At 72.6% G+C, this 19040-nt stretch carries 16 protein-coding genes; 11 read left to right on the top strand and 5 right to left on the bottom strand.

Features of this window, described 5'->3' with window-relative positions:
• Positions 1-144 precede the first annotated feature (144 nt).
• The gene (gene purB / locus FHG10_RS05025) at positions 145-1551 is read right to left on the bottom strand and encodes an adenylosuccinate lyase (RefSeq protein ID WP_152352230.1); all 1407 of its coding nucleotides are present in this window, start codon (positions 1549-1551) and stop codon (positions 145-147) included.
• Between the two features lie 193 nt (positions 1552-1744).
• On the opposite strand from purB, the gene FHG10_RS05020 reads away from it, so the two are divergent.
• Both FHG10_RS05020 and FHG10_RS05015 read left to right on the top strand, forming a co-directional pair.
• Positions 1745-2149 (top strand): phage holin family protein, encoded by a 405-nt coding sequence (locus FHG10_RS05020; RefSeq protein ID WP_152352229.1) that lies wholly within the window; start codon positions 1745-1747, stop codon positions 2147-2149.
• Between the two features lie 210 nt (positions 2150-2359).
• Positions 2360-3487 (top strand): histidinol-phosphate transaminase, encoded by a 1128-nt coding sequence (locus FHG10_RS05015; RefSeq protein ID WP_152352228.1) that lies wholly within the window; start codon positions 2360-2362, stop codon positions 3485-3487.
• A 58-nt stretch (positions 3488-3545) separates the two neighbouring features.
• Here FHG10_RS05015 and FHG10_RS05010 read toward each other — a convergent pair whose 3' ends face one another.
• Positions 3546-4484 (bottom strand): spermidine synthase, encoded by a 939-nt coding sequence (locus FHG10_RS05010; protein ID WP_152352227.1) that lies wholly within the window; start codon positions 4482-4484, stop codon positions 3546-3548.
• 62 nt (positions 4485-4546) lie between these two features.
• Here FHG10_RS05010 and FHG10_RS05005 point away from each other — a divergent pair, with 62 nt between their 5' ends.
• From FHG10_RS05005 to FHG10_RS04975, 7 genes are all read left to right on the top strand, one after another.
• The gene (locus tag FHG10_RS05005; protein ID WP_152352226.1) at positions 4547-5986 is read left to right on the top strand and encodes a hypothetical protein; all 1440 of its coding nucleotides are present in this window, start codon (positions 4547-4549) and stop codon (positions 5984-5986) included.
• Positions 5987-6066: 80 nt separating this feature from the next.
• Positions 6067-7272, top strand: a complete 1206-nt coding sequence (locus FHG10_RS05000) for a thiamine pyrophosphate-dependent dehydrogenase E1 component subunit alpha (protein ID WP_152352225.1) — start codon at positions 6067-6069, stop codon at positions 7270-7272.
• Entirely contained in the window at positions 7269-8252 is a 984-nt protein-coding gene (locus FHG10_RS04995; protein ID WP_152352224.1) for an alpha-ketoacid dehydrogenase subunit beta, read from the top strand. The genes FHG10_RS05000 and FHG10_RS04995 overlap by 4 nt, the downstream gene beginning before the upstream one ends.
• A gap of 88 nt (positions 8253-8340) precedes the next feature.
• A complete protein-coding gene (locus FHG10_RS04990; protein ID WP_152352223.1) occupies positions 8341-9864 on the top strand; it encodes a dihydrolipoamide acetyltransferase family protein in 1524 nt (507 codons plus the stop codon).
• A 34-nt stretch (positions 9865-9898) separates the two neighbouring features.
• Positions 9899-10795 carry a fluoride efflux transporter FluC gene (locus FHG10_RS18190; RefSeq protein WP_227488040.1) on the top strand — a complete coding sequence of 299 codons (897 nt, stop codon included), beginning with the start codon at positions 9899-9901 and terminating at the stop codon, positions 10793-10795.
• A complete protein-coding gene (locus FHG10_RS04980) occupies positions 10792-11229 on the top strand; it encodes a fluoride efflux transporter FluC (protein WP_152352222.1) in 438 nt (145 codons plus the stop codon). Before FHG10_RS18190 ends, FHG10_RS04980 begins: the two co-directional genes overlap by 4 nt.
• Positions 11226-12890, top strand: a complete 1665-nt coding sequence (locus tag FHG10_RS04975) for a CopD family protein (RefSeq protein ID WP_152352221.1) — start codon at positions 11226-11228, stop codon at positions 12888-12890. The genes FHG10_RS04980 and FHG10_RS04975 overlap by 4 nt, the downstream gene beginning before the upstream one ends.
• Positions 12891-13003: 113 nt before the next feature.
• On the opposite strand, the gene FHG10_RS04970 is transcribed toward FHG10_RS04975, so the two are convergent.
• From FHG10_RS04970 to FHG10_RS04960, 3 genes are all read right to left on the bottom strand, one after another.
• Complete coding sequence (locus FHG10_RS04970) at positions 13004-14473, bottom strand: flavin-containing monooxygenase (RefSeq protein ID WP_152352220.1); 1470 nt, start codon at positions 14471-14473, stop codon at positions 13004-13006.
• 161 nt (positions 14474-14634) lie between these two features.
• A complete protein-coding gene (locus tag FHG10_RS04965; protein WP_152352219.1) occupies positions 14635-15501 on the bottom strand; it encodes a DUF1345 domain-containing protein in 867 nt (288 codons plus the stop codon).
• Complete coding sequence (locus FHG10_RS04960; protein WP_227488039.1) at positions 15498-16532, bottom strand: N-acetylglucosamine kinase; 1035 nt, start codon at positions 16530-16532, stop codon at positions 15498-15500. Before FHG10_RS04960 ends, FHG10_RS04965 begins: the two co-directional genes overlap by 4 nt.
• A gap of 215 nt (positions 16533-16747) precedes the next feature.
• On the opposite strand from FHG10_RS04960, the gene FHG10_RS04955 reads away from it, so the two are divergent.
• Together FHG10_RS04955 and FHG10_RS04950 are read left to right on the top strand one after the other, a co-directional pair.
• Positions 16748-18046: a sugar ABC transporter substrate-binding protein gene (locus tag FHG10_RS04955; protein ID WP_152352218.1), complete on the top strand. Its 1299-nt coding sequence runs from the start codon at positions 16748-16750 to the stop codon at positions 18044-18046.
• Positions 18043-19032, top strand: a complete 990-nt coding sequence (locus FHG10_RS04950; protein ID WP_152352217.1) for a carbohydrate ABC transporter permease — start codon at positions 18043-18045, stop codon at positions 19030-19032. Before FHG10_RS04955 ends, FHG10_RS04950 begins: the two co-directional genes overlap by 4 nt.
• The last annotated feature ends 8 nt before the right edge of the window (positions 19033-19040 follow it).

Below are 19040 nucleotides of genomic sequence, written 5' to 3'. Positions count from 1 at the left end.
CGACGGCCCGGGACGGCCGGACCGTCCGGTGCGTCCTCGCACCTGGGACCACTCTAGGCACGCGCCGCGCCGAGCGGAACCGTCGGCCCGCCCGGAGTGCGCGATTCGCAGGTCCCGCAGCCTCCCGCCCCGGGACGGGAGCCGTCAGTCGTCCAGATGCTCCACGAGCCGCGGCGCGTACCCGACGTACGACGCCGGGGTGAGGGCCAGCAGACGATCCCGCTCGGCATCGGGCAGGCCCAGATCTCCGATGAAGGTCCGCATGTCCTCGCCGGTCACGCGGTGGCCGCGGGTGAGCTCCTTGAGTCGCTCGTAGGGGTTGTCCAGGCCCTCGTGGCCCTGGACGCCCAGGGTGCGCATGACGGACTGGACGGCCTCGCCGAGCACCTCCCAGTTGCCCTCGAGATCGGCGGCCATCGCCTCGGCGTCCACGTCGAGCCCCGCGAGGCCCTTGGCGATGTTCTGGATCGCCAGCAGCGAGTGCCCGATCGCCGGGGCCACGTTGCGCTGCGTCGTGGAGTCGGTGAGGTCGCGCTGCATGCGCGAGGTGACGAGGGTCTGGCTGAGCACGTCGAGCAGCGCACCGGAGATCTCGAGGTTCGCCTCGGCGTTCTCGAACCGGATCGGGTTCACCTTGTGCGGCATCGTCGAGGAGCCCGTGCCGCCCTGCGCGGACAGGCGCTGACGGAAGTAGCCCAGTGAGATGTAGGTCCACACGTCGGTCGCGACGTTGTGGAGGATCCGGCCCGCGCGAGCCATGTCCGCGTACAGCTCGGCCTGCCAGTCGTGGGACTCGATCTGCGTGGTCAGCGGGTTCCACGTGAGGTCGAGGTGCTCGACGAAGCTGCGCGAGACCTCCTCCCAGTCGGTGCCGGGCACGGAGATCGCGTGCGCCGCGTACGTGCCGGTCGCGCCGTTGATCTTCCCGAGGATCAGGTTGGAGGGGATCCGCCGTGCCTGACGCTGCAGACGGTGCGCGAACACCGCGAGCTCCTTGCCCAGCGTCGTGGGCGTCGCCGGCTGGCCGTGGGTGCGCGAGAGCATCGGGACCTCGGAGTTCTCGCGGGCGAGCGCGGCGATCTGGTCGATGACGCCCTCGAAGGCGGGGAGCCAGACCTCGTGGACGGCGCCCTTGATCATGAGGGCGTAGGCGAGGTTGTTGACGTCCTCGCTCGTGCAGTAGATGTGCACGATCTCGGCGAGCGGCTCGAGGGAGGTGCCCTGCAGGCGGCGCTTGATGTAGTACTCGACGGCCTTGACGTCGTGCACGGTCTCCCGCTCGATCTCCTTGTGCTCGGCGATGCCCTCGGCGCCGAAGTCCTCGGGGATCGCGCGCAGCAGGGCGCGCTCGTCCTCGGTGAGGGTGCGCAGGCCGGGGATGGCCTCGTTGTCCAGGAGGTGGATGACCCATTCGGTCTCCACGACGAGGCGCGCGCGGTTCAGGGCGGCCTCGGAGAGGTGGTCGACCAGCGGCGCGACCTGGTCGCGGTAGCGGCCGTCCAGCGGCGTGAGGGCGATCGGGGGCGTCAGGTCGGCGAGGCTCTGCGGCATGGGCCCATTGTTCCAGAGCGCCGCGCGAGCACGCGCCGTCGGCCGGATGGCGAGGCGGTGCCGCGGGCGGGCGGCGAGGCGGTGCCGCCGGCGGGCGGCGAGGCGGTGCCGCGGCCCGACGGGGAGGCAGTGCCGGGCCGACGCTCGGGATATCCCCCTGGTCGCTCGCGGGCGGCTCTGGAAGACTTCCCCCATGTTCAGGTTCATCGGGCACCTCATCATCGTGGGCGTCGCACTCTGGCTCACCTCCCTCCTGCTGCCGGGCATGCACCTGGGCGAGGGGGACGGCACGATCCTCGGCCAGGTCCTCACCGTCGCCGGCATCGCCCTGATCTTCGCGATCGTCGATGCGATCGTGAAGCCGATCCTCTCGTTCTTCGCGCTGCCGCTGACGTGCCTCACGCTGGGCCTGTTCATGCTGGTCATCAACGCGCTCATGCTGCTGCTCACCGCGTGGCTCGCGGGGCTGTTCGGTCTGCCCCTGGAGTTCGACAGCTTCTGGTGGGCCCTGCTCGCCGGCGTGATCGTGGGCATCCTCTCCTCGATCTTCGAGGCGATCCTCGGCGTGGACGGCGACCGGGACCGCGAGCCCGCCTGAGGGGCGACCGGTTCGGGCGACGATCGGTTCGGGCGACGACGGGTTCAGGCGACGACCAGTTCGGGCGACCGGTTCGGGCGACGATCTGGGCGGGTTTCCGGACCTTTCACCACGGGCAAAGGTCCGGAAACCAGCCCAGAATCCTGTGCGTGGGTCTCGCGCGCGTCGATGGTTCGGCGCACGGAGCCCCCGTCGGCCTAGCCTGGGGGCATGCCCGAAACCCCCGCCGAGAACATCCGCCTGCGCTCCGCCCTCGATGCGCTGCCCGCCTACGTGCCCGGGAAGCCCGCGGCCGACGACGGCGTGCGCCGCTTCAAGGTCTCCTCGAACGAGTCGCCGTTCGAGCCGCTGCCGCAGGTGATCGAGGCCGTCAACCGGGCCACCCTGCACGCCAACCTCTACCCGGACATGGGCGCCCTCGCCCTGCGCGAGGCGATCGCCCACCACCACAGCACGCCGCACCGCGCCGTCGGCCCGGAGAGCATCGCCCTGTCCACCGGATCCGTGGCCGTCTCCGGCGACCTGGTGCGCGCGCTCGTCGATCAGGGCGACGAGGTCGTCTTCGCCTGGCGGTCCTTCGAGGCCTACCCGATCCTGGTGCGCAGCCATGGCGGCGTCGACGTCCAGGTCCCGCTCACCCCCGCCTTCGAGCACGACCTGCCAGCGATGGCCGACGCGATCACCGATCGCACCAGGCTGGTCATCCTGTGCACCCCGAACAATCCCACCGGACCGGCGCTGACCACCGCGCAGATCGAGGACTTCCTCGCGCGCGTGCCCGACCGCGTGGTCGTCGCCCTCGACGAGGCCTACCGCGAGTTCGTCGACCCCGTGCGCCTCGCCGACACCGCTCGTCTCTTCGCCGAGCACGGCAACGTGGTGCTGCTGCGCACCTTCTCCAAGATGCAGGGCATCGCCGGGCTGCGCGTGGGGTACGCGGTCGCGCACCCGCGCCTGGCGGCGGCGCTCGGCCAGGTCACGGTGCCCTTCGGTGCGAGCTCGATCGCACAGGCCGCGGCGCTGTCGACCTTCGAGCCCGATGCCGCGGCCGAGCTCGAGCACCGTGCCGCCTGGATCCGCGAGCAGCGAGTGCGCCTCGAGCAGGTCCTCGCCGCCCAGGGCTGGGAGCTGCCCGTCTCGCAGGGGAACTTCGTCTACTTCCCGCTCGGGGAGCGCAGCGCGGAGTTCGCCGCCTTCGCCGATGCCCGCGGCCTCGTGGTCCGCGCCTATGGGGCCGACGGCGTGCGCGTCACCGTGGGGGAGCGCGAGGCGAACGACCTGCTCCTCTCGATCGCCCAGGAATGGCGGGAGGCGCAGGAGGACGCGTCCGGCGAGTGACGCGGCGGGGAGCGGGGCCGCGCGAGAGCGGGCCCTTTCCTCGCCCCCGGGTCGCGCACTACCCGCCCTCGATCCTCCCGATCAGGCGGCTCGTCTCTGCCGGGTCCAGCACGACGACCGGATGCGGGCCGCCCGCGCGCCAGCGCTCGCGCAGACGCTCGGGATCCGCGCCGCCCGATCGCTCCAGCCCGGGCCCCGCGGCCAGCACCAGGTTCCCCTCGTCGAGCGCGCGCACCACGTGCTCGTCCGCCAGGGTCCACACACCCGCGAGACCCGCCGCCTCGGTCGCGGCATCGAGAGCCCGGGCCTGCGCCGCGAAGAAGCGCAGGCCCGCGTCGTCGCCCACGTTCACCGCCATCACCCCGAGCTCGGACAGGTGCTCCAGGGCGTCGGCGAAGAATCCCTCGCGGGTGAGGTGCGCCGGCGTGCTCTGCCCGCTGAACACGTCGACGACGATCACGTCGAACCCGCCCCTGTCGCCCGACCCGTCCGGCCCGGCCGATCCGCCCGACCCGACTGACCCGTCCGGCCCGACCGATCCTCCCGGCCCGACCGGCCCGACCGATCCGTCCGACCCCATCGCCGCGAGCTCCTCGGCCGCATCGCCGATCCGGACCTCGAGGTCCGTGCCGCGCGGCAGGGGCAGCGCGGAGATCACGAGGTCCGGGAGCTCCCGCTCGATCTCGACCACCACCTGCGGGGAGCCGGGACGCGTGGCCTGCACGTACCGCGCCAGCGTGAGTGCGCCCGCCCCGAGGTGCAGCACGCGCACCGGCGCTCCGGGCTCTGCCCCGGAGTCGACCACGTGGGCGATGCGCCGCAGGTACTCGTGGCGGATCGCGGTCGGATCCTCGATGTCCACGTGCGATTGCTCGATGCCCCCGACGTCGAGCGCGAAGCCGTGCTCGCTGTAGCCGTCGGGGCGGATCCTGGCGAGGAGGTCCGAGTGCGACAGACGCGCGCTCCTGGCGGCTGGACGCGGCGCGCGGTGGGTCACGCGTTCAGCCTAGACTCAGGTGAGGAGTGCCGCGGATCACGGACGCGGCGGAGGGGGAGACCATGACCGGACCTATGCCCGAGGGCCCGCAGAACGGCCAGCCGCACCAGGACGGACAGGGTGAGGCCTCGCCCTGGCGGCAGCAGTACCCCGATCCCGCGCAGGGGCAGGGGAGTGCGCAGAGTCAGGACTTCTCCCAGAACCAGGACTTCTCGCAGAGCCAGGACTTCTCGCAGAGCCAGGACTTCTCGCAGAACCAGGGCGGCTCGCCGCAGTCCTCCGCCTCGTGGCCGTCGGGCCCGAGCTCCCCGGCGCCGCAGTACCCGGGCGCGCAGGGCGCCGCCGGGGCGAGCGGCGCAGGTGCGCCGTACGGCGGCTCGGGTCCCGAAGGGCCGACCGGCCCCGGAGGGCCAGGTCAGCCGGGCGGATTCGGCGGCCCGGGCGACCCGAACCAGCCGCCCCGGAAGAGCCGCACCGGACTGATCATCGGTCTGGTCATCGCCGCCGTCGCCTTCGTCCTCGTGATCGTGCTCGTGGTGGTGATCGCGGTCGTCGTCGGCCTGGGCAGGCGCGACGACGCGGGAGGCGGCGGGGGCGCCGCGAAGACCGCCTCGCCCGAGGAGCAGGTGAGCGCGCTCGGCAAGGAGTACATGGACTCCCTGGTCGACGGGGATCCCCAGCCCGCGCTCGAGGTGATCCAGGCCCAGGACCACTCGAACCAGGAGACCCTCGAGGAGGACGCCTACGCGAAGGCGCTCAAGGTGGCGCCGGTCGCCGACGTGACCATCGGCGAGCCGCAGATGTCGTCGCTCTCGGGGAAGGTGATGGTCGACTACACGGTGGGCGGCGAGCCCGCGAGCGGCGAGATCTCGATGCAGGACTACGACGACGACGGCACCTACGAGGTGGTCACCGGTCTCGAGTCGTACATGGACGTGCCGGAGGGCTTCTCCGGCCTGGGCCTCACGGTCAACGGCGCCGAGGTGGAGCCGGGCACGGAGTACTCCGCGCTGCCGGGCTCGTACACGGTGGGCATGGACGAGGAGCTGTTCGGCCTCGACGGGGAGAAGACCCTGGTCTACGGCCGGGGCGACGACTACCCGGACTGGCCGAAGGCGAAGCTCTCGGACGACGGCCAGAAGGCGTTCCGCGAGGCCGTGAAGAAGTCGGTCGACACGTGCGTGGAGCAGAACACGCTCAAGGCCGGTTGCGGCCTCCAGAAGATCCAGGGCACGTCCTCGGACGGCTGGAAGGCCAAGGACAAGACGGTCGAGCGCTCCCTGCCCGGGTCCACGAAGCGCAAGCTCGACAAGCTCACGGCCGAGCCGGGGTACGACGAGGTCACCTACGTGACCGCGAAGGACTCCATCGGCGGAGTGGACACGAAGATGGAGTGCACCAAGGGCGGTCAGACGGGCACCTGCGACCTGCTCTACGGCGGCAGCCTGGGCACGCCCTCTGTCGACCTGGCAGACGACAAGCGCCCGGTGACCTGGGACTGACGCGGCCCGTTCGTCGTCGTGGCGACCCGCTCACGGCGATCCCGTTGGAACTTACGGCTCCGTAGGTTAACCTCGTCCCCGTGAGCGTCTTCCGCACGACCATTCCCGAGCACGCCGACGACGAGCCCCTGATCCAGCTCGTCGCGCCCGACGGCACCCGCACCCCGCACGAGGAGCTCGACGCCGCCGTCGCCCACCTCACGGGCGAGGACCTGCGCCGCTACTACCGCGACATGGTGATGATCCGCGCCGCGGACCTCGAGGCCACCTCCCTGCAGCGCCAGGGGCAGCTGGGCCTGTGGGCGAGCGCCCTGGGGCAGGAGGCCGCGCAGATCGGTGCCGGCCATGCGGCCCGCACCCAGGACTACCTGGTCCCCACCTACCGCGAGCACGGCATCGCCTGGGCGCGCGGCATCGAGCCCTGGCGCCTGCTGGACGTCTGGCGCGGCATCGCCCACGGCAGCTACGACCCCTACGAGCTGCGCACCCACCCCTACATGCTCGTGCTCGGCGCACAGGTCCCGCAGGCCGTCGGCTACGCGATGGGACTGCAGCGCGACGGGCTCGTGGGCACCGGCGACCTCGAGTCCGACACCGCGGTGCTCACCCTTTTCGGCGACGGCAGCTCCTCGGAGGGCGAGGTCAGCGAGGGCTTCACCTTCGCCGCCTCCTTCCAGGCGCCGACGGTCTTCTTCACGCAGAACAACCAGTGGGCGATCTCCGTGCCCACCACCGTGCAGTCCCGGGTGCCGCTCGCCCAGCGCTCGCGCGGATGGGGCATCCCCAGCGTCCGCATCGACGGCAACGACGTGCTGGCCGTCTACGGCGCCGTGCGCCTCGCGCTCGATGCCGCCCGCGAGGGGGAGGGGCCGCGCTACATCGAGGCGCTCACCTATCGGATGGCCGCGCACACCACGAGCGACGACCCCACGCGCTACCGCGCCCGCACCGAGGAGGAGGAGTGGGCGGCGAAGGACCCGATCGACCGTCTGCGCCGCTACCTCGAGGCGCGGGACGAGGTCGACGAGGAGTTCGTCGGCCGCTGCGAGGAGGAGGGCCACGATCTGGCGATGGCCCTGCACCACGAGATCCATGCGATGGCCGATCCCGACCCGATCGAGATCTTCAGCCACGTCTACGCCGATCCGCACCCGCTGGTCGAGGCCGAGCGCGAGGAGTTCGAGCGCTACCGCTCCCAGTTCGAGGACTCTGGCGACCAGGCCGATGCGGTGTCCGCCGCCGACTCCGCCGCTGCTGATTCCGCCGCCGAGGAGGGCCGTCGATGAGCACCGTGAAGCTTCCGATCGCGAAGGCGATCACCGCGGGCCTGCGCGACGCCATGCGGGCCGACGAGAAGGTCATGCTGATGGGCGAGGACATCGGTCTGCTGGGCGGTGTCTTCCGCGTCACCGACGGGCTGCACGCCGAGTTCGGCGGCGACCGCGTCGTGGACACCCCGCTGGGCGAGGCGGGCATCGTGGGCACCGGCATCGGTCTGTGCTACCGCGGCTACCGGCCCGTCGTCGAGATCCAGTTCGACGGCTTCGTCTTCCCCGCCTTCAACCAGATCACCACGCAGCTGGCGAAGATGCACTACCGCACCCGCGGGCAGGTGCGGGTGCCGATGGTCATCCGCATCCCCTACGGCGGCGGCATCGGCGCGGTCGAGCACCATTCGGAGAGCCCCGAGGCGCTGTTCGCCCACACCGCGGGCCTGCGCATCGTCACCCCGTCGAACGCGCAGGACGGCTACTGGATGACCCGCGAGGCCATCGAGTCCGACGACCCGGTGATCGTCTTCGAGCCCAAGAAGCAGTACTGGATCAAGGGCGACGTCGACACCGACGTGCGGCCCGCGACCGGCATGCACAGCGCGAAGATCGTGCGCCCCGGGAACGACGCGACGCTGCTGGCCTGGGGTCCCTCGGTCTCCGTGGCCCGTGAGGCCGCCGAGGCCGCGACCGAGGACGGCCTGGACCTCGAGGTGATCGACGCCCGCTCGATCTCGCCCTTCGACGTCCCCACGGTCGTCGAGTCGGTGAAGCGCACCGGCCGTCTGGTGATCGTCCACGAGGCCCCCGTCTTCGGGGCGATGGGCGGCGAGGTCGCCGCCCGCGTCTCCGAGCAGTGCTTCTTCCACCTCGAGGCCCCCGTGCTGCGCGTGGGCGGCTATCACACGCCCTACCCGCCGGCGCGGATGGAGGAGGCCTACCTGCCCGACCTCGACCGCGTGCTCGACGCCGTCGACCGTTCCCTCGCATACTGACGGCGCCCCGCCGCCTCCGCCTCCCTGCGATGTCCCCTTCGCCCACTGACCAGCGCCCCGACAGCGGCGTGCACGGAAGGACCCGACGATGAGCACTCTCGTCATGATCACCCTCACCGACCCCGGCGAAGGACTCACCGAGGCCGAGATCCTCGACATCAAGGTGAGCGTGGGCGACGCGGTCGCCATCAACGATCCCGTCATCGAGGTCGAGACCGCGAAGTCCGCCGTCGAGCTGCCCAGCCACATCGCCGGCCGCGTCACCCGCGTGCTCGTCGCCGTGGGCGACGAGGTGCAGGTGGGCGCCCCGCTCATCGAGGTGGACACCGATGCCGACGGTGCGAGCCCCGCGCCCGCCGGATCGGCCGACGGTGCGAGTCCCGCTGCTGCCGCATCGCCCGACGGCGCCGCCGCCGAGCCGGACCCGTCGGCCGAGGAGCTCGCGATCCAGGCCCAGGAGGCGACCGGCGAGACCGCCGAGCCCGTCGGCGACACCGTATCCGCCACTGCCACTGCCACCGCCCCCGCCGCCGAGGACGAGCAGCCCAAGAACCTCGTGGGCTACGGCGCGCGCCCGGCGAGCGCCCGCCGTCGGCGCCGCGCCGCCGCGCAGGAGGGCGGGGACCCGCAGGTCCCGATCGACCGCATCCTCGCCAAGCCGCCCGTGCGCAAGCTCGCCCGCGACCTCGGCATCGCGCTCGCCGACGTCTTCGCGACGGGCCCCGGCGGGACCGTCACCCGCGAGGACGTGCTCGCCGCGCAGCAGCGCGCGATCGGCGACGAGATGCCCGGCGACGGGGACTACTTCCCGGACGAGTCCCCGCAGGCGCCCGCCTCGCTGCACGGCACCATGAAGTCGGCGACGAGCCAGCCCATGGACCAGCAGTCGTTCTCGGGCGTGACCAGCGACGACCGCACCACGCGGGTCCCTATCCGCTCGGTGCGCAAGCGCACCGCCGAGGCGATGGTCTCGAGCGCCTTCACCGCCCCGCACGTGACCGTGTTCAACGAGGTCGACATGACCGCGACCATGGATCTCGTGCGCTCGCTGCGCGCCTCCCGCGAGTGGGCCGACGTGAAGATCTCCCCGCTCGCGATCGTCGCGAAGGCACTGCTCGTCGCGATCCGCCGGAACCCCGAGGTCAACGCCTCGTGGGACGAGGCGGCGCAGGAGATCGTCTACAAGCACTTCGTGAATCTGGGCATCGCCGCGGCCACCCCGCGCGGCCTCATCGTGCCCAACATCAAGGACGCCCACCTGCTCACCCTCAAGGAGCTCGCCGAGGGCATCAACGACCTCGCCAAGACCGCGCGCTCCGGGTCGACGCCGCTGTCCGCGACCCGCCACGGCACCATCACGGTGACGAACTTCGGCGTCTTCGGCATCGACTCGGGCACACCGATCCTGAACCCGGGCGAGTCCGTGATCCTGGGCATGGGCGCGGTCAAGCAGAAGCCCTGGGCGGTCGACGGGAGGATCGAGATCCGCGAGGTGACCCAGCTCGCCCTGAGCTTCGACCACCGCCTCATCGACGGTGCGCTCGGCTCGGAGCTGCTGCGCGACATCTCCGCCGTGCTCGAGCAGCCCCAGCTGGGCCTCGTGTGGGGCTGAGCCCCGGCCGCCTTCTCCTCGGTACCCTGGTGCGGTGACCACGTCTCCCGCACCGCGCCGCCGCGACGATCCGCGCATGCGCACCGTCGAGATGGAGGCCGTCAGCGTCACCGCCGAGGAGGAGGACGGCGAGACCCTCAGCTCGGGCCCCGGGCTGCCTCCGCTGTCCTGGCAGCGCACGATGCTGCTCGTGGCCTGCGGCGGCGTCGCCGGCGGAGTGCTGCGCGAACTGTTCACGCTGCTCATGCCCACGATCCAGACGCCCACGCTGATCGAGGTGCCGCGCTCGACGCTGCTGGTGAACGTGCTGGGCTGCGTGGGCCTCGGGATCCTCACGGGCCTGCTCGAGCGCCAGCCCGACGCACCGCGCTGGATGCGCCCGCTGCTGGGCATCGGCTTCCTCGAGGGCTTCACCATCTACTCCGGAGTGGTGCTCGAGGGCTCCGCGATGATCGGCGCCGACTTCCCGGCGCTCGCGTTCGTGTACGGAGCGATCACGCTGTTCGGCGCGATCTGCGGGGTGCTGCTCGGGCTGGGCCTCGCCGGACTGCTGCACCGTCGCGGGATCCGGCTCGGTGAGCGGCTCTTCGGAGGCGTCCGCGCCGCGCACGCCCCGGCCCCGGCCCGTGCGCGCCGCTTCTCCCGCGTGGGCGCCGCCGCATCCGCCACCGCCACCGGATCCGCCTCCGGGACCGGAGCGGGAGGCGACGCGGGCCCCGGGAGCGGGAGCGCCGAGGCCCTGACGCCCGAGTCCGACGCGTCCGACGCCCCCGCGCCAGTGCCCGCTCTCGACGCCCCGGGCGACGCCGAGGTGCACACGACGCTCTCCTCCGCGACGCCCGCGGCCCCGAGCCCCCGCTCGCCCTCGCGCCCGAGCCCGCGGTCGGCCGCGCCACCGCCCCGTCGCCCGGGCGAGGGGGAGGGACGATGACGATCCTGCTGGGCATCCTCTCCGTGCTCGCCGTCGGCGCCGGATGCGGCATCGGCGCAGCCGCGCGCTGGGCCGTGCGCGAGAGCTTCTCGCGTGCCATCGATCGGCGTGAGAGCCCCTCGATCCTCCTCGAGGTCGTGCCGTGGCCGACGATGATCGCGAACGTCGTCGCGTGCTTCCTGCTGGGCATCGTCGTCACCCGGATCGGCGCGGAGCCGACGGGTGCCGTGCGCTATCTGTTCCTGCTGCTCGGAGCCGGCGTGTGCGGCGGACTGTCGACCCTCGCGGGCGCCGCCCTCGACGCCGTCCAGCTCGCGCGTCGCGGCACCCCGGTGATCACGGTCGGCTACCTGCTGGTGACCGCGGCGCTCGGCATGGCGGCGCTCTGGGTCGGCGTGCTCGTCACCCAGGGCATGGGCTCGGCGGGCGCGTGAGCGCACTCGCTGTCCTCCTGGGGGCGATCGAGGACCTCGCCGCCGCCGGCGCGCTCGGCGCCTCCCTGCTCGTCGGCCTGCTGCTGGTCGCGCCCGCGGATCGTGCGCGCCCGATGACCCCGATCGCGGTGCTCGGCGGCGTCTGGACCCTCACCCAGCTGCTGGTCCTCCTGCCCGCCCCGCGCCTGCTGCCCGCGCTCGTCGCCGCCGTCGCCGCCCTCATCACGCTGCTCGCGGCGGGCCTCGGCGCCGGCGCCCGTGCCCGGAGCGTCGGCCTGCTCACGGGCGTGCTCGCAGTCCTCGGCATCACGATCCGGGTGCTCGGCGACCAGGGATTCCTGCTCCCCCAGGCGGGGGCGGCCGTGCCGGTGCTCGTGCACGTCCTCGCGATGTCCGTGTGGCTGGGCGGACTCGGCGCGATCCTGCTGCTGCGCGCCCGCGCCCCGCTCGCGGACGCGCCGACCGTCATCGCCCGCTTCTCCCATCTGGCGCAGCTCGCGTGGTGCGTGCTCGCGCTCAGCGGGCTGTGGGCGCTGCTGACCCGCCTCGGCTCGCCGCTGGATCTCGTGACCACGTCCTTCGGGCTCGTGGGGCTCGCGAAGATCGTTCTCCTGCTCGCGCTCGGCGTCCTCGGCGCGCTCCAGCGGAGGCGTCTGGCGACGGGGATGGGGGCCGACGGGCCGGGGCGTCCGCTCGTCCGCCTCGCCGGCATCGAGCTCGTGCTGATGGTGGTCGCCGTGACCCTCGGCGGGCTCCTCGCGCTCCTGCCGGCCCCCGGCCCCCTCGGCGGCGCGGCGGCGACGGGCCCGGCGGCGGAGCTCACCGGCCACGCCCTGCCGCCCGCCCCGAGCGCGGCCGCGCTGCTGACGTCCTGGCGGCCCGACGCCCTGGTGATCGCCCTCGCCCTCGGCCTCGTGTGGGCGCTCCGCTTCCCGCGCACAGGACCCCGCTCGGCGCGACCTGCGCGCACGGTCGGGGCGCGGATCGTCGTCGGGGCCGTGCTCCTCGCGCTCGTCGTCTGCGGACCTCTCGGTGTCTACGGCCCGGTGCTGAGCTCGGCGCACCTGCTGCAGCAGGGCCTCCTGCTCGTGGTCGTCGGGCCCCTCCTCGCCGGCGCCGTGCCCACGCCCGGCGGTCTCGCCCGTCTGCTGCACCGCGACCCGTGGGTCGCCCCGCTGCTCGCGCTCGGGCCGACGGGCCTGCTCGTCCTCGTGCATGCCACGCCGTGGATGCTGGGCCCGGCGCTCGCGACGATCCCCGGGCACGAGCTGCTGCTCCTGGCCCCGGTGGTGCTGGGTGCCCTCACCTGGTGGACCGTGGACCCGGGCGCAGGTGCGTGGCGGGACGGAGGCGAGGGCGCAGATCCCGGGGAGCCCGTCGGTCGCCTCCGCGCGTGGCGCGTCGTTCTTCTCGCCCTGCCCGTCGCGGGGCTCGCGGCGAGCGGCCTGGCCGTCGCGCTCGGCAGCACGCTGCTGGCCTCGGACCGCTTCGGCGCGACGGGGCGCACCTGGCGGGCCGACGCCCTCGCGGACCAGCAGACGGGCGGCTGGATCCTCGTGGGTCTCGCCGTGCTCGCAGGGATCGCGCTCGCGGCCCGGGGCGTCGCAGCCCGGGGCGTCGCGTCCCGGGCGGCGCGCCTCGGTGCCCGCACGGGCGGTTGACCGGGTCGTCCTGCGATCCGGCCCGTCGGCCGAGCACCGGGCAGATCAGTCGCCCCGACCGATCAGTCGTCTTGACTGATCAGTCGTCTTGACCGTTCAGTCGTCCCGGCCGATCAGTCGAAGAGCGCGCGCACGGACCGCAGGCGGGCGAGCAGCAGGTCGCGATCCACGAAGGGGACGAGGGCGCTATCCTCGGCCGCCGCGGAGCCCGATGCACCGGAGCCCGACGCGCCCGCCCCCGCGCTGCGACGGTCCTCCCGGCGCGGCGGCAGCAGCGCGCCGAGGCGGCCGCGCAGACCTGACTCGCCGGGCAGCGGCACCTGGGCGTCCGAGCCCTCGCGCAGACGCCGGAACTGCGCGGCCTGCGCAGTGCCCTCGCGCTCGGCGTGCAGGGCGTAGGCGGCGACGTCGGCCTGCTCGACGAGCAGGGGCAGCACGCCGCCGTTCACGCGCTGCTGGCCCAGCAGCACGAGGTCGCCGCGACCTCGCGGGAAGGCGCCGAGGAACAGGTCGAGGCCGCCGCTCGCGGTGCGGGGCACCACGTCGTCGGGGAGGTAGTCGGCGCCCTGCTCGTAGCCCGTCGCGAAGACGACGACGTCGGGCGCGAAGTCCGCGTGGGCGCGGTTCCCGCCGGTGAAGGACACCGTGCCGTCCTCGTCGATCGCCTCGACGTCGCCCGTGGGGGTAACGCGCCCGTCGCGGATGCGCGGGGCGATCTCGTCGGAGACGATCACGGCGTCCTCGAGCAGGGGAGCGGCGGGCCTGGGCAGGCCCAGCGACTCCGGGGCGCCGACGGCGCGGCGGACGACCTGCTCGGCGATCTTCTCGTTCAGGGAGCCCAGCACGGAGGGCTCGCGGGACGCGGCGACGTCGCCCGGCTGTCCGCCGATCGTGCGCGGGACGATCCAGTGGCCGGTGCGCACCGACCAGCGCACCTCGAGCGCGCGGCGGGCGGCGTCCACGGCGATGTCGGCCGCGGACTGGCCGGAGCCGACCACGAGCACCCGCCTGCCCTCGAGCCCATCGCTGCCCGTCCACTCCGAGGAGTGCAGGGTGCGGATGCTCCCGGGCACGTCACCGGCCCATTCCGGCAGGTGCGGGCGTGAGGAGACGCCATGGGCGGCGATGATCGCGCGGTAGATCGTGACGCGGCCGTCGGAGAACTCGACCTGCCACACGCCCTCCTCGAAGGGCGCGGCGGTGCGCACCGCGAGGCGCGGCAGGAAATGGTCGGTGAGCTCGTAGCGGGCGGCGTAGGCGCGCAGGTACTTCGACATCTGCGCGGGGCGCAGGAAGCTCGGGAAGGAGACCGGCTGGATCATGTCCTCGTACTGCGTGAACTGCGTCGAGGAGATCATCTCCATCGCCGGCCAGACGGGGGAGTCCTCGCGCGAGGTGCTCCAGATGCCGCCGACGTCCTTGCCCGCGTCCACCAGGTCGAAGGGCACGCGGAGCGCCTTCAGGGCGGCCGCCGCGGCGAGGCCTGCGGGGCCCGCGCCGACGACCAGGACCTTCTCGCGACTGGGGACGTCGACGCCGGCGTCCTCGACGGAGGTCTGCTGCGTGGCGGAGGCGTGGGACATCGCGGAGGGCCTTCCGATCGGGGCTTGCGGAACGTGGCCCCCGGCGCACCGGTCCCGTCGGACGCGAGGGTCCGGGCGGGGCGCCGACGCCGTGGGGCGCGGCCATCCTATCCGCGACCCCGTCCGCGGGGTCCCAGCGCGCGGCGATCATCCTGCGGCGATCACACGACCGTGATCACCACGGAGATCCCGAGCGCGACGACCACCGAGGTCATCACGTGCCCGAGGAGGGCCTGCAGCCGCACCAGTCGGCGGGCTCTGCTGGTGAGCGGGACGCTCTCGTTCGCCGAGCCCGAGACCTGCACGATCATGGAGACGTAGAGGTACTCGTCGAAGCCGCGCTGCGGGGCGGACAGCTCGATGGCGTCGCCATGGCCGTCCTCCGCCGCGTACTCGACGGCGAGGGTGACCGCCGTCGAGTACCAGGTGCACAGGATCGCGGCGATCGTCGTCACCAGGAGCACCACGCGGTAGGGGCCGGACTCGCTGAGCAGGAGCAGCACGATCGCGAGCACCGCGAGCAGCACGAGCCCCAGTGCTTCGGCGCCGACCGATCCGCGCCCCGACACCCACCGCAGCCAGGCGGAGGCGCGCCGCGCCCGCGCCAGGCGCGCGGCGATCACGACGTCCCGCCGGGGGAGGCGGTGGAAGGACCAGTGCGTGAGCAGCGCGAAGCTCGCCGTGTACACGGTGATCGCGATGACGGCGAAGGCACCGGGGAGGGAGATCGCCTCACGCTCCCGCTCGCTCGGGAACAGCGCGCTCAGCGCGAAGGTGGCGGCCAGGGACAGGACGACGGTGACGGTGAGGGCGATCGTGTTGCGGCGATCCTCGGAACGCAGACGGAGCGCGAGATCCGCCGCGCGGTCGACCCGCCGGGCACGTCGCTCCCGCGCGCGGGCCAGACGCTCGCGTCGGCGGCGCGCCGAGGCCTCTGCGGCATCCCTCGCGCGTGCGCGAGCCTCTGCACGGGGGTCGTCGGGCGCACGGGAGTCATCGCGCGCCGAGTCCTCCGCGGGAGCGTTCATCGGATCGGGCCGATGGGACCGCCCGGCCCGCCCGCCGCCTCGCGCGCCAGGAGGAGCGCCCCGGCGAGACCGTCCTGGACCGGGGCCACGGTGCGCCCCGCCGACTCGAGCCAGGTCACGAGGTCGTCGTGGATGGGCCCAGGGGTCGTGAGCACGCCGCCGGCGAGCACCACGGGCAGCGCAGCCTCGGGGTCCAGACGCTGCACGGTGCGGGAGAAATGCCGGCCCGCGCCATCGAGGATCCCTCGCGCGACCTCGTCGAACTGGTCCTCGCACAGCGATCCGGGCAGCGGAGCGAAGCGCCCCAGGTCGGCGGGGGAGAGGGGATCGATCGCCGCGACCAGGTCCTGTCGCGGATCGCCGGTGGCGGAGCGCGGCACGAGCCCGTCGCGCAGATCGAGCTCGAGCACGTCGCCGAGCGCCTCGGTGAGGCCGGTGCGCGGTCCGCGGCCGTCGATGTCCGCGGCGACGGCCTGCAGCACGGCGCGCCCCAGCCAGACCGCGGAGCCCACGTCCCCGAGCAGCCACCCCATCCCGTCGCAGCGCTCCGCGGGATGGCGGCCCTCGAAGCGCACGCACACCGAACCGGTGCCGGCGAGCAGCAGCAGGCCGTCCTCGCCCACGCCCGCGCTGAGGAAGGCGGTGAGATGGTCGTCGGTCGCCGTGAGGCGGCCCGGCTCGATGCCGAGCGGAGCGAGCGTCTCGGCCACTGCGGCGGTGATCTCCCGCCGGCGGGCCGCGCCGTTGCCCGCGAGGCCGAGCACCGCGGCGCCCACGCGCTCCTGCGCGGCCGCGGGACCGTCGATCCCTGCCGCCTCGAGGGCGCGACGGGCCGGCTCGGCGAGCGCCGCGAGCGCTCCGGGGCCGCTCGAGCGCAGGTTCGCACCGGGCCCCGTGACGGGCTCGGCCATCAGCGGCGGATCGTCCGGATCGACCGGCGCGACGAGGAGTCTGCTGCGGGTGCCGCCGACGTCCGCCACCAGCACGACGGGCGACGTCACAGCTCGGTCACGGTCCTGGGGAGCCTGCACGGGACCTCCTTCATCGTGGTAACTTCAGCATAGAAGATCGGCGAGGGAAGTTTTCTTGACGTTCGGCTCCGGGAGCGATCCCGGAGGGTGTCATCCCGGATCCCCGGATCCTCGATGACGCTGCTTCTCGACGCGGTTCCCGCATCGCTCGACGACGAGACGATATCCACAGTGCCGCCCGGCACGTGCCGACCCGACAGCTGTGAGGAGTTCCGATGATCTCACGACGAGGTGTTCTCTCCGCCGGAGCCGCCGGCTCCGCCGCACTGGGCCTTGCCGCCTGCTCGGGCGGCTCGGGCGGCAGCGACCCGACCGACACCGAGGCCAACGCCGACAAGACCATCACCCTGTGGATCATGCAGGGCACGAACGCGAAGACCGACGAGTACGTCGACGCGATCAGCAAGGCCTTCAAGGACAAGACCGGGGCGACCCTCAAGGTCGAGGTCCAGCCCTGGGACGGCGCGCACGACAAGTTCGTGACCGCCATGAGCGGCGGCACCGGCCCGGACGTGGCCGAGGTCGGCACCACCTGGGTCCCCGAGTTCGCCGACGCCGGCGGCCTCGACCCCCTCACCGAGGACGTCGAGAAGGCGGGCATCGGCGACGGCCTCGTGCAGGGCCTCGTGGACGCCGGCACCCTGGACGACGAGCTCTACGGCATGCCCTGGTACGCGGGCGTCCGCTCGATCCTCGCGGACAAGAAGATCCTCGAGGACGCGGGCGTGACCGAGCAGCCCGGCAGCTGGGACGACCTGCTGTCCATGATCGAGACGCTCAAGAAGAAGAACCCCGACATCATCCCGTTCCCCATCGCGGGCGGCTCGACCTTCGCCGGCATGCCCTTCGTCTGGGGCGCGGGCGGCGACATCGCCACCGAGTCCGGCGGGACGTGGAAGGCCGCGATCGACTCCACCGAGTCGGTCGAGGGCATCACCTGGTACACGGATCTCGCGCTGAAGCACGACTCGTCGACCGCTGCCGCCTCGAGCTGGCTCGAGACGGACTCCCTGGCCGCCTTCCAGCAGGGCAAGGTCGCCATGTTCATCACCGGCTCGTGGGTGCCCGCGACGATCAAGGCCGACGACGAGGACCTCTACAAGCGCCTCGTCGCCTTCACGATCCCCGCGAAGGACAAGGCCGTCGCGCCCTCCTTCCTGGGCGGCTCGCTCCTGTGCCGCTTCACCGAGACCGAGGAGCCCGAGCTCGCCTTCGAGCTCATCAAGCTCATGTCCACCGGTGAGTTCGCGACCCAGTGGGCCAAGGACACGAACTACTTCCCGGGCGAGCAGAAGGCGCTGGACCAGGTCGTCTCCGACGGCGATGACCTCACCAAGGTCTTCGCCCAGCAGATGACCGAGGGCGGCACCACCGTTCCCGTGACCCCGGCCTGGGGTCAGATCGAGGGCAAGAAGACCCTGTCCACCCTGTTCAGCGACATCCTCGGCGGCACCGATCCGCAGAAGGCCGCCGACGCCGCCGCCACCGAGATGGACAAGATCTTCGGCGGATGAGCGCTGGCACCTCTTCCCCGAAGAACACCGCGCACGAGAACACCGCGCACGCCACCGGGACCCTCGCACGCCGACGGGTCCCGGTGCGCCGACGCCTCCAGCGCGGCTCCGCTCCCTGGCTGCTGCTCGCCCCGGGACTGGTGACCCTCGCGGTCCTGCTGCTCTGGCCGCTGGTGCGGGTGCTGAACCTGTCGGTGCAGGACTACCGGCTGCGCAACCTCATCCGCGGGGACTCGAACTACACGGGCCTGACGAACTTTACCGAGATCCTCTCCGATCCGTTCCTGTGGGGCACGGTGCTGCCCAACACGGTGGGTTTCGCGATCGTGTGCGTGGTGCTCACGATGGTCGTCGGGATCGTGGTCGCCCTGTTCCTGAACACCCTGGGCACCTGGTGGCGCAGTATCTGCACCACCGCGATCATGGTCGCCTGGGCGGTGCCCGCGATCACCGGCACCTATGTGTTCGTCTGGCTCTTCGACCCCCTGAACGGGCTGGTCGCGAGCACCCTGGACCAGCTGGGAATCATGGAGGCCGGCTCCTGGAACTGGTTCGCCAACCGCTGGGCGTTCTACGCCATCGCGACCGCGAACGTCGTCTACCACGGGTTCCCGTTCATCGCCGTCACCGTGCTGGCCGGGCTCGGCACCGTGCCCAAGGAGCTCTACGAGGCCGCGGCGCTCGACGGCGCCGGCCCCCTGTCCCGCTTCCGCAGCGTGACCATCCCCGGCATCCGGCCGATCCTCGCGGTCTGCATCATCCTGTCGACCATCTGGGACTTCAAGGTCTTCACGCAGATCTACCTGATGCCCGGCGGCAACGGCACCAACCGCGACGTGATGAACCTGGGCGTGTGGTCCTACTCGGAGTCCTTCGCCCAGGGGCTGTACGGACGCGGCTCGGCGATCGCCGTACTGCTGACACTCCTGCTGCTGGTGATCTCCGTGATCTACATGCGCTCGCTCATGAAGGAGGACGAGCTGTGAGCACCGCC

Origin of the sequence: Brachybacterium subflavum, assembly GCF_009299795.1 — a bacterium.
GTDB classification, from domain to species: domain Bacteria; phylum Actinomycetota; class Actinomycetes; order Actinomycetales; family Dermabacteraceae; genus Brachybacterium; species Brachybacterium subflavum.
The sequence above is the reverse complement of the archived record's forward strand: the minus strand, read 5'-3'. Positions and strand labels throughout refer to the sequence as shown.